We start from the raw sequence: 12881 nt of genomic DNA on the forward strand, positions 1-12881 counted from the left end.
GGCGTCAGCCGGGCAACGACTTCAGCTCCGTCTCGACGAAGGAGAGAGGTGCGCTGCCGGCATTGACCACATTGTGCTCCGCTCCCGCATTGCGGCTGTAGGATTGGCCGGCCTTCAACTCCGCCGTCATGGTCTCCCCGCCGGGCAGCTCCAGCAACAGGGTACCGTCGGTCACCGGCACGACCACATAGAGCCAGCCATGCCGGTGCCAGCCGGTCTCGGCACCCGGGTTGAAGTCCCAGCGGGTGACCTTCACGTGCTCATTGTCGAGCTGCACCGTGCCGGTCGCCGGCTCGCGGCAGCGGAGCGGGCCGCCATCCTGCGGCAGGCCGGAGGTCGCGCTCATGCCGCCCGCCGCGCCGGGGTGAGGCCCGGCAGGGGCAGGGCGCCGGCGGCCTGCCAGGCGGCCCAGACCGCATCGCCCTGCTCGCGGGTGAGCGGCAGATGCGGCGGGCGGATGGTGCGCCAGCCCTCCTGGCCGGTCGAGCGGGCGATGATCTCCCGCAGCCCGGGGATCAGCGGCACCGAGGTCGCCGCCCGGCGGGTCGCGGTCAGCACGGCCTGGGCCGCATCCGCCTCCGGCCCGGTCCGCTTCGCATAGACGATGCCGCCCCAATGGCTGTTGCCGTTGGAGGCGGCGGTGATGCAGCCGGCGCCGCCCTCGGCCAGGATCCGCTGCAGGTATTCGTCGGAGCCCGAATAGACTTCGAAGCCGTCGCCGGCGAAGGCGTCGATCATCGCCTTCATGTTGGCGTAGTCGCCGCTCGAATCCTTCACGCCGCGGATGGCGCCGGGATAGGCCTTCAGCAGCCGCTCGATCAGGGCGAGGCTGAAGGGCACCGCCGATTGCTGCGGGAAGTTGTAGAGGTAGAGCGCGATGCCGCCGCCGGTGCGCTGCAGCACCTCCGAGAAATAGGCGAAGAGCCCGTCATCGGAGGGGGATTTGTAGTAGAAGGGCGGCAGCACCAGCACGCCGCGGCAGCCCTGGGCCCGGGCGTGCAGCGTCAGCTCCACCGTGTCGGTCAGGTTGGCCGTGCCGGTGCCGGGCATCATCGCGGCGGCGGGAATGCCATGCGCGACCAGCCCCTCCAGCACCTGCTTGCGCTCCTGCAGGCCGAGGCTGTTGGCCTCGCCGGTGGTGCCAAGCACGCCGAGGCCGTTGCAGCCATGCGCCAGCAGCCAGGCGGCATGCGTCGCCATCAGCGCCGGATCGGGCGAGAGATCCGGCGCCAGGGCGGTGAGAACGGCGGCGTTCACGCCGCCGAAAAGGGCATCCTGCATTCGCGCATCCTTGCATGCCGGCATCGCGGCCTTCGTCGCGCGCCGGCGCGGTGGCGTCAACCGGGCGGCGCACCGCCCTCAGCCGAGGCCCGCCTGCAGGCTGGCGCTCACCGCGACGCCGCAATTCCAGGCCGCGTGCATCGCCACGCAGAGCCCGGGCGAGCCGCTGCGCTGCCGCGCCCAGCCGAGCAGCAGGGCGAGCGGCAGCAGCGCCAGCATGCCGCCCGGACCGCGCAGATGCGCCAGGATCCAGAGCCCGCCGGTGACCAGCCCCCGCGTCGCGGCGGGACGGCAGGCCAGCCGGCGCCAGAGCCAATGGCGGAAGGCGAGCTCCTCGGCCAGCGGCGCCAGGCCGACCATGACGCCGAGGACGAACAGGCTGGTCGCCAGGGCGAGGCCGGGATGCGCTTGGCTCTCGCGCAGGACCGCGGCCGCCTGCGCGGCGCCCTGCGGCGTGGGCAGCGGCGCCGGGTCTGGCCAGGCGAGGCGTGTCAGCGCCGCGCCCGCCAGCAGGCAGAGCAGCACCAGGCCGAGCCGCGCGGGGCCGCCGAGCCGCCGCTCCGGCGGCACCGGGGGCAGGCGGCGCAGCCCGCGCCAGGCGGCGCCGAGCCAGACGAGCTGGCCGGCCGCGACCCCGGCGAAGACGGCCAGCACGCCGCCGGTCAGCGGCGGGGCGTCCAGCCGCTGCAAAGCCAGCCGGGCGAGCTGCGAGACCAGCAGCGCCGCCAGCAGGGTGGCCAGGAGCCAGAGGAACCAGGCGCCGACGATCCGCCGGATCGGCTCCGGCGGCGTCGGCCAGGCGGTCACGAGGTTTCCGGCGGCGTGGCGCGCTTGCTGCGCGGCGTCTGCCCCGGCCAGCGCACGATATGGTCCTCGAAGGCGCCGGCATCGCGCTCGCGGACCGCCCGGCCGCGCACCGAGACGCCGGCCTTGTGCACCGTCTCGGGATCGCCCGAGACCAGCGGGTGCCACCAGGCGAGGTCTTGGCCCTCCGCCACCAGGCGATAGGCGCAGGTCGGCGGCAGCCAGTCGATCTCGCGCAGCCGGCGGGGCGTGAGCTTGACGCAGTCCGGCACCCAGGCCTGGCGGTTCGGGTAATCGGCGCAGCGGCAGGTGGGGATGTTCAGCAGCCGGCAGGCGACGTTGGTGAAGGCGATCTCGTCGGTCTCGTCGTCGCGCAGCTTGTGCAGGCAGCAGCGGCCGCAGCCGTCGCAGAGGCTTTCCCATTCGGCGCGCGTCATGCGCTCGAGCGGCTTGGTCTTCCAGAACGGCTTGGGATCGGACACGGGCCCAGATTAGGGCAGATCGCCGCGGGGTGCGAACCGGGGCTGCCGCCACCGCCGGTCGCGGGCGGTGGCGGGCCAGGGCGTCAGCGCCGGGGGCCGCGCCTCAGCGCAAGGGCGGCAGGGTGGATTGCTGCACCGGGCCGCTGCCGAGCGTCTGGCCCGGCGTGATGCCGGCCGGGTTGGCATCGGCCGGGGCGGGAGCCGCCGCCGCGGCGCTGCCGCCCGGGCTGCCGAAGCGCATCAGCGCCGCCCGCAGCGGGTCCGCGCCGGGGTTGTAGACCCGCATGGCGACGACGATCTCGCGCGGCCCCACCTCCTGGCGGTAATAGGCGCGGTTCCACTCGCTGCGGGCCGAGAGCAGGGAGCCCTCCAGGGTCAGGCCGGCGAAGAGGCCACGGGCCCGGGCGAAGGCGACGATGTCGCCGCCGACCGCCGCGGTGGTCGCGCCCGAGACCGAGCCGCCGACGGTGGCGACGGCGATGGAGGCATCGGCGCCGAGCTTGAGCTGGCTGTCCAGCACCGCGTTCAGCGCCCGCTGGTTCATGATCAGCATCAGCACCTGCGCGTCCTGGATGCCGGCCTGCAGGCCGAAGCTGCCGGAGCCGATGCTGTAGAAGGCCGGCGAGGACCAGGAGCCGGCGGCGTCGCGGCCGAGCAGGACGCAGCCGCCGCCCTCGCCGCCGAAGAAGAAGCCGGCGCGGAAGAGGCGCGGACAGATCATGGCGGCGCGGGCGCGGCGCAGCAGGCTCTGGGCGTTGAGCTTGTCATTGCCATCGCCCAGGATCTCCTGGACTGAGAGGGTGGCGCGGTCGACCAGCGCCTGCTCCTCCCCCGCCGTCGGGGTGCCGCCGGCACAGCCGGATAGGACAGCCAGCGTCAGCCCCAACGCCGCCAGCCGCCGCGTGATCAGACGCCGCATGAAATCCCCCTGACAACCCACTGGAATTGGCATGACGTTACCGGGTTAGCCTGGCCTGTCCAAGGGCCGTGAGCCCGGCGCTGCAGCCGCCGCCGCCGATTCTGCCGGCAGGGCGGCGGGCCGGCCCCCCGGCCTGGGGGCTCATTCCCAGTCGGGCGGGATCCAGGGTTCCTCGTTCACCGCGGCGATGCGCCAATCCGCCCCGACCCGCTCCAGCCGCGTCAGGCCGAGGTTGCGGATGGAGAAGGCCAGCGCCTGATGCCCGGTCAGGCCGAGCGCATGGGCGAGGGAGGCGCGGATCGAACCGCCATGGGCGACGACGACCACATCGCCGCCGGCATGCGCCGCCGCCAGGCGCTCGAGCGCCGCGCCGACCCGCGCCTGCAGATCGGCGAAGCTCTCGCCGCCCGGCGGCGTCTCCTCGGCGGCATGCGGCCAGAAGGGGTGCGGCGCGTGCCGCAGCCGGGCCGCCAGTTCCTCATGCGCGATGCCCTGCCATTCGCCGAGATGCTGCTCCGCCAGGTCGGGCTCGATCTCCAGCGCCTGCTCGGGATAGCCGGCGGCGAAGATGGCGGCGGCGGTGGCGCGGGTGCGGGCGAGGTTGGTGACCACCCAATGCGCCGGCCGCGGCAGGCGGAAGGCGAGCCAGCGATAGAGCGCCGCCTCCTGCCGCAGGGCGAGGTCGCAGAGGGCGACGTCCATGCTGCCGTAGAAGGTGGCGCGCGCCGTGGGCTCGACGAGGGCGTGGCGGATGAGGAAGAGACGAGTCGGGTCGGTCACGCCGGCGGTGTAGCAGGGCCGCGCCCGGCGCCATAGCGGCTGGCGCGCTACTCCACCCGGATGCCCTGGGCGCGGATGATCGCGCCCCAGCGCTCCCGTTCCGCCGTCACCCGCCGGGCGAAGGCGCCGGGCTCGTTGGGCAGGCTGATCAGCCCCTGGGCGGCGAGGAATTGCTGCGTCTCCGGCAGCGCCGCGACGCGGGTGTACTCGGCATGTAGCCGCTGCAGTACCGGCGCCGGCGTGCCGGCGGGCGCGATCACCGCATACCAGGTGGAGACATCGATATCGGGATAGCCGGATTCCATCAGCGTCGGCACCTCCGGCAGCTGCGGCACCCGCACCGGCGTGGTGACGGCGAGCGCCCGCACGGCGCCGGAGCGGATCTGCGGCAGCATCAGCGGCAGGGTGTCGAACATCGCCTGGATGTCGCCGCGCATCATGGCCGGCAGGCTCTCATTGGTGCCGCGGAAGGGCACGTGCTCCATGGCGATGCCGTCGCGCTGGCGGAACATCTCGAAGATCAGGTGCTGCGCCGTGCCGACGCCGACGCTGGCATAGTTCGAGCGGTCCGGCCGGGCGCGCACCCAGGCGATGAACTCCGCCACGCTCCGCACCGGCACGTCGTTCGCCACCACCAGCACCAGGGGTGAGGCGGCGAACATCACCACCGGCACCAGGTCCCGCCCGGCATCGTAGGGGATGTCCTTGAACAGGTGCGGGAAGATGGTGAGCGGGCCGAGATTGCCCATGCCGATGGTGTAGCCATCGGGCGCGGCGCGGGCGACCTCGGCAACGCCGATGCGGCCGCCGGCGCCGGCCTTGAAGTCGTTGACGATGGGCTGGCCGAGGGCGCGCGAGACCGGGTCGTTGAAGGCGCGCGCGATCAGGTCGTTCAGCCCGCCCGGCGGCCAGGGCACGATGAAGCGGACCGGGCGGTCGGGCCAGGGGGCGGATGCGGCGGGCTGCGCCCGCGCGGCGAGCGGCAGGGCGAGGGCGGCGAGCAGGGCACGGCGATTCATCCCCGCATCCTGCGGGGCGCGGCGGCGGCTGCCAAGCGGGAGCGGAACGAGACAAGGCCCGGTGCGGGCGCTATCCTAGCGCCGAGGAGGCCCTGCCCGCATGACGCCCGAGACACTCTCCCCGATCGGTGGCCGCGCTGCCTGGACCGGCGCCGAACTGGCGCAGGATACCGGCTGGATCATGCCGCTGCCGCCGGCCGCGACGCAGGAGATCGACGCCGCACTGGCCGGCCTTGGCGAACGGGCGCCGCCGCGCTTCGCCGCCGCCGACTTCCCGCTGCCGGAGACCGCCGGCTTCCTGGCGCGCGTCGCCGAGGAACTGGAGCATGGCCGCGGCCTGGTGCGGCTGACCGGCCTCGACCCCGCGCGCTACGCGCCGGCCGATCTGAAGCGCGTCTTCTGGGGGCTGATGTGCCATCTCGGCACGCCGCTGCCGCAGAACACCACCGGCGAGATCCTGGCCGAGGTGAAGGACGAGACCGGCAGCGGCGCCGCGGTCTCGGCCGGCACGGCGCGGGCGCGCAGCCGCTCCACCGGCCCGCTGCGCTGGCACACCGACAAATGCGACCTGCTGGCGCTGCTCTGCGCCTCCAACGGCATCGCCGGCGGCGTCTCGCGCATCGTCTCCACGGTCGCCATCCAGGATGCCATGGCGGCGCGCTGCCCGGATCTGCTGGCGGTGCTCTACGAGGATGTCTGGCGCGCCCGCCCGGCCGATGAGGAGGGCGAGGGCATGGCGTCGCGGCCCTTCCCGATGCCGGTCTTCGCCCGTGGCCCGAAGGGCGACTTCACCAGCCAGTACAGCCGCACCTATGTCGAGCTGGCCCAGGGCCAGCCCGGCGTGCCGCCGCTGACCGAGCGGCAGGTGGCGGCGATGGACAGGCTGGCGGCGATCGCCGACGAGCTCTGCATCGAGATGCCCTTCGAGCCGGGGCAGATCCAGCTCATGAACCAGCACGTCACCTATCACGGCCGCACCGCCTATGCGGATGGCGCCGGCGGCAAGCGCAACCTGCTGCGCATCTGGCTGGCGAGCCCGCTGAGCCGCGCGCTGCCGGCGGGCCATGCCGGGCAGTGGGGCGATGTGCGGGCCGGCGCGCTGCGGGGCGGCGCCATGCCGGGACGGAGCGCGCTGGCGGCCTAGCATTCCCCACGACGTCGCTGCGCGCCGTCGCGGGGGCCCCGGTGATGCCTTTCGAAGCCGAAGGGCACCAGGGCGGCGCTACTCGTTCAGGCCCTTGCCCGGATAGGGGTGGGTGGCGATCCAGTGGCGGGCGATATCGGCCCGCCGCGTGATCCAGACATCCGGGCGCTTCAGCATGTGGTCGAGCAGCCGCTGCAAGCCGGCGGCACGGGCCGGATGGCCGATCAGGCGCATATGCAGCCCGACCGACATCATCTTCGGCGTCTTCGCCCCCTCCTCGTAGAGCATGTCGAAGGCGTCGCGGATGAAGGCGAACCACTCGTCGCTGGTGCCGACCCAGCCGGCATATTTGCCGTCGTTGTTGGTCAGCGAGTAGGGGATGACAAGCTGCGGCCGGCCCTCCACCGTCACCCAGAAGGGCAGCTCGTCGCCATAGTAGTCGCTGTCATAGAGGAAGCCGCCATGCTCGACGACCAGGCGGCGGGTGTTCTCGCTCGGCCCGTAGCGGCAATACCAGCCCTCCGGCTTGCGGCCGGTCATGCGCTCGATGCTGGCGACGGCGCGGGCGATGTGCTCACGCTCCGTCGCCTCGTCCAGCTCGAAATGCTTCACCCAGCGCCAGCCATGCGAGCAGATGTCGTAGCCCGCCGCGCGGATCGCCGCCGAGGCCTCGGGGTTCGCCTCCAGCGCCAGGCCGCAGCCGAAGATGGTGAGCGGCAGGCCGCGTTCCTGGAACAGCCGATGCAGCCGCCAGAAGCCGACGCGCGAGCCGTATTCGAACATGCCCTCGGCGGCAAGGTCGCGGCCGGATTTGAGCTGATTCAGCCCGTGCGATTCCGTCAGCCCGGTCTCGGTGACGCCATCCCCCAAGGCGAAGGAGGGCTCGGAGCCTTCCTCGTAGTTGATGACGAAATTCACCGCCAGCCGGGCGCCATCGGGCCAGCGCGGGTCCGGCGGGTTCGCCCCGTAGCCACGGAAATCGCGCCGTACCTCGTAACCCATGCCTCTCCCCCTCCTCGACCGCGCTAAACTTCCACGCCGAATTCCGGCACCTCGACGAATTCCTCGTCGCCCTTGCTGCCGTCCCGCCACATGACGATGACGAAGCGCGCCTCGCGGTCCAGCACCGTGAAGGGGTGGTGCCAGACATTGGCGCCGTAGGTGACGCCCTGGTCGGGCCGGGCGAGGAAGGCGCGGGCGCGCGCCATGTCCGGCCCGCCGCCGGCGGCATGCGGCGCGACGATCGCGAGCCAGCGCCCGCCCTCCTGCGGGATGAAGGATTGCGAGGAGAATTCGTGCCGCTCCATCGTGGTGGAGCGCAGCGGCAGCGCCGTCAGCGGCGCCTTCACGGTCAGCGAGATGCTCGGCCGCGCCTTGGGCCGCAGATTGGCCAGCGCATCCTCGAAATAGGTGCGGCCCGGAATCCGCGGGCATTCGATCACCTCGCCGAAGGGCAGGAAGGCGGCGGAGGTCAGGGGTTCGGCCTTCAGGAACATCATGGTGTCAGCCCCGCATGCGGCGCGTCAGGCCGGTGAACCGCTCCATCACCAGCATCAGCAGGAAGGCCGCGAGCACGAGCGTGCCGGAGACGGCGGCCACCCGGACATCGAGGGTGCTCTCCATCATGCCCCACATCCGGATCGGCAGCATGTCCGTCCGGGCCGAGGAGAGGAAGAGGGAAACCGGCACGTTGTCGACCGAGGCCATGAAGGCGAGGAAGGCGCCGGCGGCGATGCCGGGGGCGATCAGCGGCAGGGTGATGCGGCGGAAGCCGTGCAGCGGGCTGGCGCCGAGGCTGAGCGAGGCATCCAGCAGCGCCGGGTCGAGCTGCGAGAGGGAGGCGCCGACGGTGCGCAGCACGAAGGGCGCGACGACCACCAGATGCCCGGCGATGATCAGCTCGAGCGAGGGGCGGAAGCCGAGCAGGGTGAAGTACATCAGCGCCGCCAGGCCGAAGGCGAGGCCGGGCAGCACCAGCGGCGACATCAGGAAGGCATCGGCCGCCCGCCCGGCGCGCCCGGCCAGGCGGGAGAGGCCGAGCGCCGCCGCCGTGCCGAGCAGCGTGGCGAGGCCGGCCGAGACGAGCGCCACCTGCAGCGTGTTGCCGGCGGCGCGGTGGATCTGCCGCGACCGGCCGGCATCCAGCAGCAGCGCGTACCAGCGGATCGAGAAGCCCTCCGGCGGGAAGCGGATGGAGCGGCTGTCGGTGAAGGAGGTGGCGAGCACCACCAGCACCGGCCCGACCAGGATGAGCAGGGCGAGCACCGCCAGCCCGCCCATGACGAGGCCGTAGGAGATCTCGCTGGCATTCCGGCGCCTAGCCATGCGCATGCCCCGCGGCGACGCGGCCGGCATAGGCGATCACCGCGATGACCGCCGAGACCGAGACGAGAAGGGCGATCGCGGCCGTCGCGGCGAAGGGCCAGTTGGCCACCACCATGGCCTGCTGCCAGATCATCGCCGGCAGATAGACCAGCCGCCCGCCGCCGATGACCGACTGGCTGATGAAGGCGGTGGTCGAGGAGGCGAAGACCAGCAGGCAGCCGGCGGCGAGCCCGGGCGCCGCGAGCGGCAGGATGACGCGGAACAGCGTCCGCCAGGGCGAGGCGCCGAGCGAGGCGGAGGCATCGAGCAGCCGCGGGTCGATCCGGGCCATGACGGAGAGCAGCGGCAGCAGGAGGAGGGGCATCTCGATCTGGGTGAGGGAGATCACCAGGCCAAGCTCCGTCTGCAGCAGCCGCAACGGCTCGGCGGCCAGGCCGAGGCCGAGCACGAGTTGGTTCACCACCCCCTCCCGCCCCAGGATGACGATCCAGGCGAAGGTGCGGACGACCACGCTGGTCAGCAGCGGCATGACCGCGACGAAGAGCAGCACCCGCTGCCAGCGCGGCGAGGCGCCGCGGTAGAGCAGGGCGAAGGGGAAGCCGAGCAGGGTGGTCGCGACGACGGATTTCAGCCCGAGCAGCAGCGTGTCGGCCACCACCTTCCAGTGGAAGCCGTCGAGCAGGAAGCGCCGCCACTGGTCGAGGCCCCAGCGCGTCATCCGCTCATCGGCATAGAAGGAGACGGCGACGAGCATGAGCAGCGGCGCGACGAAGAAGGCGGCATAGGCGAGGCCGAGCGGCGCCGCCAACCCCCAGGGGGTGAGGCGGCGGGCGCGGGCCGGCGCGGCGGCCCGGCCGGCCGGCGCCGCCGCCAGGGCCGCCGCGCCGCTCACTTCGCCATCTCGCGGTTGAAGCGCTCGATCCAGCCGCCCCGCAGCGGGTTGATCTTCGCCCAGTCATGCGTGACGAACCCCGACATCTCGTCGAGGCTCTTCATCGGCAGGTTGGGCGAGAGAGGGACGTCCTTGTTCACCGGTACCAGATTGGCCGGCGGCCTGGTCAGCGCCTCCTGCACCGGCGCGCTGAGCACGGTGTCGATATACTTGTAAGCCGCCTCGACATTCTCACTGCCCTTGGCGATGTGCAGGGTGGTGAAGAAGGCGACGGCGCCCGTCCTCGGCGTGGCGAATTCGATGTCGACGCCGCGGTCCTTCAGCGCCATCACCGTCTGGGTGTTGGTGTACATGACATCGCACTGGCCCTGCTGGAACAGGCCCGGCATCGCCGCCGGGGTGCCGACGGCGGCGATCTTCGGCAGCACCTTCTTCAGCTCGGCCAGCGCCGGCTCGACATTGGTCTCGCTGCCGCCGAAAACCTTGGCCAGCTCGATCAGGCTGACCGTGCCGAAGGTGGTGCCGAAGCCGGTGAGGCCGAGGCGGGAGACCCAGGGCTCCTTCAGCAGGTCGTCCCAGCCGCCGGGCTTCGGCACCTTCTTCGGGTTGTAGGCGATGCCGACCACCTGCGCGGCGCAGCCCGCGCCCCACTGGTCGACGAGCTGCGGCGGCAGCTTGGGCAGGGTCGTCAGCTTCTTGCCGTCGAAGGGCTCGAACATGCCGCGCTCGATGGCGGTGATGCGCGGGCCGGGGTCGAGCACGAAGGCATCGAAGGGCGGGGCGCCGCGCGAGGCGGCGAATTTGGCGATCTGGTCGACGGCGAAGAGCGCCTGGAACTCGACCTCGACGCCCTTGGTCTTCAGCGCGGCCGGAGCGACGATCTCGCGGAAGCTGTCGTCCCAGATGCCGGGATAGGTGGTGGCGACCAGGCTGCCGCCCTTCTGCGCGCGCAGCGGGCGCGGCATCACCAAGGGCGCGGCCAGCGCCGCGGCGCCGGCCAGCAGGGCACGGCGCGGGAAAGCCAGGGACATCTCAATCCTCCTCGGGATCGGGGCGTGGGAAAAGGGCCGGGCGGGCGCCGGGGGCGAGGCCGCAATGGGCCCGCTCGCCGAGCGCCCGGATGGCGCCGAGGCGCGGCTCGGTCAGCCGCAGCGCGGTGCCGTCCGCCAGCCGCGCCTCGCGGATCGCCTGGCCGCCCAGCGGCAGGGCGAGGCCGAGCGCGACCGGGAAGCGGCCGGGGCCGGGGCTCTCGTGCAGGACGAGCTGCTCCGGCCGCACCGTCAGCAGCGCCGGGCCGGGCGGCGATTCCCCCGGCAGCGTGAGCGCCGTGCCGTCGCCGAGGCGCAGCGCGACCATCCCGTCCGCCGCGCCCTCCACGATGCAGGGCAGGCGGTTGGTGGTGCCGATGAAGCCGGCGACGAAGAGGCTCTGCGGCGCGTCATAGATCTCGACCGGCGTGCCGAGCTGCTCGATCCGGCCGCGCCGCATCACCGCGATCCGGTCGGCGACGCTCATCGCCTCGTCCTGGTCATGGGTGACCAGGATGGCCGTCAGGCCCAGTTGCCGCTGCAGCCGCTTGATCTCGATCTGCATGTCGAGGCGGAGCGAGCGGTCGAGCGCGGCGAAGGGCTCGTCGAGCAGCAGGATCGAGGGCTCGATGGCCAGCGCCCGGGCCAGCGCCACGCGCTGCTGCTGGCCGCCGGAAAGCTGGCCCGGCCGCCGGTCGCGCAGCGGGCCGAGCTGCACCATCTCCAGCAGCTCGGCGACGCGCGGGCCGATGCGGGCGCGGGGCTCGCCGCGCGCCCGCAGCCCGTAGGCGACGTTCTCCGCCACCGACATATGCGGGAACAGCGCGTAATTCTGGAAGACGATGCCGACCCGGCGGCGGTTGGGCGGCAGGTCGTCGATGGCCGCGCCGTCGATCAGCACCTGCCCGGCATCCTGCCGCACGAAGCCGGCGACGGTGCGCAGCAGTGTCGTCTTGCCGCAGCCCGAGGGGCCGAGCAGCGCCAGCACCTCGCCCGCCTGCACCGAGAGATCGACGGCATCGAGCGCGGTGAAGGCGCCGTAGCGCACGCCGAGCCCGAGCACGTCGAGGGTATGGCCGCGCAGGGAGGCCGCTGGGCCAGGGGCCGGCGGGATGGGGCGAAACAGCACTGGCGTCTCCGTTCGGGATGACGGCGACGCAACCCGCATGCCAGCGCATGGCCAGGCCGTCCGGCGCCGGGGCCGCGATGCCGGCGCCGGACCCTGTTCAATCTCGGGGCAGGATGCCTGCGCCGCATGCATCGGCCGGGGTGGTTCCGCCCCGTCGCGCCGCATGCCATGGTCCGGCCGATGCCGCGCGACACCCCGGCCCCGCCCAGCCGTCACCAGCGTGCCGACGGCGCCTTCGAGCTGGTCTTCGGCACCGCGCCGCGCGGCGGCCAGCCGGCGACGGTGCTGCGGCATCTCTACCAGCAGGCGCCGCTGCGCCTGCTCTTCCCCCGTCCCGAGCCGGGGGAGCCGCCGCTCGCCGCGCTGCTCAACTGCGCCGGCGGCCTCGCGGGCGGCGATTCGCTGCGCCAGGCGGTGCGGCTGGAGGCCGGGGCCACTGCCACCCTCTGCACCGCGGCGGCGGAGAAGGTCTATCGCAGCCTCGGCCCGGAGACGCGGATCGAGAGCCATCTCGCCCTCGGCCCCGGGGCACGGCTGGAATACCTGCCGCAGGAGACGATCCTTTTCGACGGGGCGCGGCTGGACCGGCGGATGCGCGCCGAGCTCGCGCCCGGGGCGGTGCTGCTGGCCGCCGAGATGCTGGTCTTCGGCCGCGCCGCCCGCGGCGAGCGGCTGGCGACGGGGATGCTGCGCGACCGCTGGCGGCTGCACGGGCCGGACGGGGCGCTGCTCTGGGCCGATGCCCTGGCCCTGGATGACGGGATGCCGCCGGCCGCGGAGGATCCCTTCGGCTTCGCCGGGGCGGAGGCGACGGCCATGCTGCTGCTGGCCGGCGGCGAGGCCGAGGCCGGCCGCGCGCTGCTGCGCGATCTCCCCGCGCTGGCGCCCGGCGCCGCCACCCTGCCGCGGCCCGGCCTGCTGCTGGCCCGCTGGCTCGGTCCCGCCACGGCGGTGCGGGCGGCGCTCGCCGCGGCGATCCCGGCGCTGCGCGCCCTGGCGCTCGGCCTGCCGCCGCGCCTGCCGCGGCTCTGGACGACATGAGCGGCCGCACCGCATGATCCCGCACCACGCCCGAGGC

At 73.2% G+C, this 12881-nt stretch carries 15 protein-coding genes; 2 read left to right on the top strand and 13 right to left on the bottom strand.

Annotation, left to right across the window (positions count from 1 at the left end):
• Positions 1-4: 4 nt before the first annotated feature.
• The 7 genes from DOO78_RS01000 to DOO78_RS01030 all read right to left on the bottom strand — a co-directional run bounded on the left by DOO78_RS01000 (position 5) and on the right by DOO78_RS01030 (position 5285).
• On the bottom strand, positions 5-346 hold the full coding sequence (locus tag DOO78_RS01000) for a cupin domain-containing protein (RefSeq protein WP_111467853.1): 342 nt from the start codon (positions 344-346) through the stop codon (positions 5-7).
• On the bottom strand, positions 343-1281 hold the full coding sequence (locus DOO78_RS01005) for a dihydrodipicolinate synthase family protein (RefSeq protein WP_165838658.1): 939 nt from the start codon (positions 1279-1281) through the stop codon (positions 343-345). Before DOO78_RS01005 ends, DOO78_RS01000 begins: the two co-directional genes overlap by 4 nt.
• A gap of 78 nt (positions 1282-1359) precedes the next feature.
• A complete protein-coding gene (locus DOO78_RS01010) occupies positions 1360-2088 on the bottom strand; it encodes a CPBP family intramembrane glutamic endopeptidase (protein WP_111467855.1) in 729 nt (242 codons plus the stop codon).
• Positions 2085-2522 (bottom strand): YcgN family cysteine cluster protein, encoded by a 438-nt coding sequence (locus DOO78_RS01015; protein WP_408887556.1) that lies wholly within the window; start codon positions 2520-2522, stop codon positions 2085-2087. The genes DOO78_RS01010 and DOO78_RS01015 overlap by 4 nt, the downstream gene beginning before the upstream one ends.
• Before the next feature lie 148 nt (positions 2523-2670).
• Complete coding sequence (locus DOO78_RS01020) at positions 2671-3486, bottom strand: lipid-binding SYLF domain-containing protein (RefSeq protein ID WP_111467857.1); 816 nt, start codon at positions 3484-3486, stop codon at positions 2671-2673.
• A gap of 141 nt (positions 3487-3627) precedes the next feature.
• A complete protein-coding gene (locus tag DOO78_RS01025; RefSeq protein WP_111467858.1) occupies positions 3628-4266 on the bottom strand; it encodes a histidine phosphatase family protein in 639 nt (212 codons plus the stop codon).
• Positions 4267-4313: 47 nt separating this feature from the next.
• Positions 4314-5285, bottom strand: a complete 972-nt coding sequence (locus DOO78_RS01030; RefSeq protein WP_111467859.1) for a Bug family tripartite tricarboxylate transporter substrate binding protein — start codon at positions 5283-5285, stop codon at positions 4314-4316.
• A gap of 100 nt (positions 5286-5385) precedes the next feature.
• Between DOO78_RS01030 and DOO78_RS01035 the strand changes: the two genes are divergently transcribed.
• The gene (locus DOO78_RS01035) at positions 5386-6429 is read left to right on the top strand and encodes a TauD/TfdA family dioxygenase (protein ID WP_111467860.1); all 1044 of its coding nucleotides are present in this window, start codon (positions 5386-5388) and stop codon (positions 6427-6429) included.
• A 78-nt stretch (positions 6430-6507) separates the two neighbouring features.
• Here the strand turns inward: DOO78_RS01035 and DOO78_RS01040 are convergent, their stop codons facing one another.
• The 6 genes from DOO78_RS01040 to DOO78_RS01065 are packed head-to-tail and all read right to left on the bottom strand — an operon-like array spanning position 6508 to position 11803.
• Positions 6508-7431, bottom strand: a complete 924-nt coding sequence (locus DOO78_RS01040) for an allantoinase PuuE (RefSeq protein ID WP_111467861.1) — start codon at positions 7429-7431, stop codon at positions 6508-6510.
• A 23-nt stretch (positions 7432-7454) separates the two neighbouring features.
• Positions 7455-7928, bottom strand: coding sequence for an ureidoglycolate lyase (locus DOO78_RS01045; RefSeq protein WP_111467862.1), 474 nt, complete (start codon positions 7926-7928; stop codon positions 7455-7457).
• A gap of 4 nt (positions 7929-7932) precedes the next feature.
• Positions 7933-8754 (bottom strand): ABC transporter permease, encoded by an 822-nt coding sequence (locus DOO78_RS01050; protein ID WP_111468220.1) that lies wholly within the window; start codon positions 8752-8754, stop codon positions 7933-7935.
• Complete coding sequence (locus DOO78_RS01055; RefSeq protein WP_243634291.1) at positions 8747-9646, bottom strand: ABC transporter permease; 900 nt, start codon at positions 9644-9646, stop codon at positions 8747-8749. The genes DOO78_RS01050 and DOO78_RS01055 overlap by 8 nt, the downstream gene beginning before the upstream one ends.
• Positions 9643-10677, bottom strand: coding sequence for an extracellular solute-binding protein (locus DOO78_RS01060; RefSeq protein ID WP_111467863.1), 1035 nt, complete (start codon positions 10675-10677; stop codon positions 9643-9645). Before DOO78_RS01060 ends, DOO78_RS01055 begins: the two co-directional genes overlap by 4 nt.
• Position 10678: 1 nt before the next feature.
• Positions 10679-11803: an ABC transporter ATP-binding protein gene (locus tag DOO78_RS01065; RefSeq protein ID WP_207802746.1), complete on the bottom strand. Its 1125-nt coding sequence runs from the start codon at positions 11801-11803 to the stop codon at positions 10679-10681.
• Between the two features lie 126 nt (positions 11804-11929).
• Between DOO78_RS01065 and DOO78_RS01070 the strand changes: the two genes are divergently transcribed.
• Positions 11930-12844 (top strand): urease accessory protein UreD, encoded by a 915-nt coding sequence (locus tag DOO78_RS01070; protein ID WP_111467864.1) that lies wholly within the window; start codon positions 11930-11932, stop codon positions 12842-12844.
• Positions 12845-12881: the final 37 nt, after the last annotated feature.

Source organism: Roseicella frigidaeris, from assembly GCF_003258945.1.
Taxonomy (GTDB): Bacteria; Pseudomonadota; Alphaproteobacteria; order Acetobacterales; family Acetobacteraceae; genus Paracraurococcus; species Paracraurococcus frigidaeris.

What these genes read in the sequence shown, in the direction of transcription:
- DOO78_RS01015 (WP_408887556.1), bottom strand. Translation starts at nt 2,522, where the DNA reads ATGACGCGCGCCGAATGGGAAAGCCTCTGCGACGGCTGCGGCCGCTGC.
- DOO78_RS01035 (WP_111467860.1), top strand. Translation starts at nt 5,386, where the DNA reads ATGACGCCCGAGACACTCTCCCCGATCGGTGGCCGCGCTGCCTGGACC.
- DOO78_RS01045 (WP_111467862.1), bottom strand. Translation starts at nt 7,928, where the DNA reads ATGATGTTCCTGAAGGCCGAACCCCTGACCTCCGCCGCCTTCCTGCCC.
- DOO78_RS01020 (WP_111467857.1), bottom strand. Translation starts at nt 3,486, where the DNA reads ATGCGGCGTCTGATCACGCGGCGGCTGGCGGCGTTGGGGCTGACGCTG.
- DOO78_RS01000 (WP_111467853.1), bottom strand. Translation starts at nt 346, where the DNA reads ATGAGCGCGACCTCCGGCCTGCCGCAGGATGGCGGCCCGCTCCGCTGC.
- DOO78_RS01040 (WP_111467861.1), bottom strand. Translation starts at nt 7,431, where the DNA reads ATGGGTTACGAGGTACGGCGCGATTTCCGTGGCTACGGGGCGAACCCG.
- DOO78_RS01070 (WP_111467864.1), top strand. Translation starts at nt 11,930, where the DNA reads ATGCATCGGCCGGGGTGGTTCCGCCCCGTCGCGCCGCATGCCATGGTC.
- DOO78_RS01005 (WP_165838658.1), bottom strand. Translation starts at nt 1,281, where the DNA reads ATGCAGGATGCCCTTTTCGGCGGCGTGAACGCCGCCGTTCTCACCGCC.
- DOO78_RS01050 (WP_111468220.1), bottom strand. Translation starts at nt 8,754, where the DNA reads ATGGCTAGGCGCCGGAATGCCAGCGAGATCTCCTACGGCCTCGTCATG.
- DOO78_RS01030 (WP_111467859.1), bottom strand. Translation starts at nt 5,285, where the DNA reads ATGAATCGCCGTGCCCTGCTCGCCGCCCTCGCCCTGCCGCTCGCCGCG.
- DOO78_RS01060 (WP_111467863.1), bottom strand. Translation starts at nt 10,677, where the DNA reads ATGTCCCTGGCTTTCCCGCGCCGTGCCCTGCTGGCCGGCGCCGCGGCG.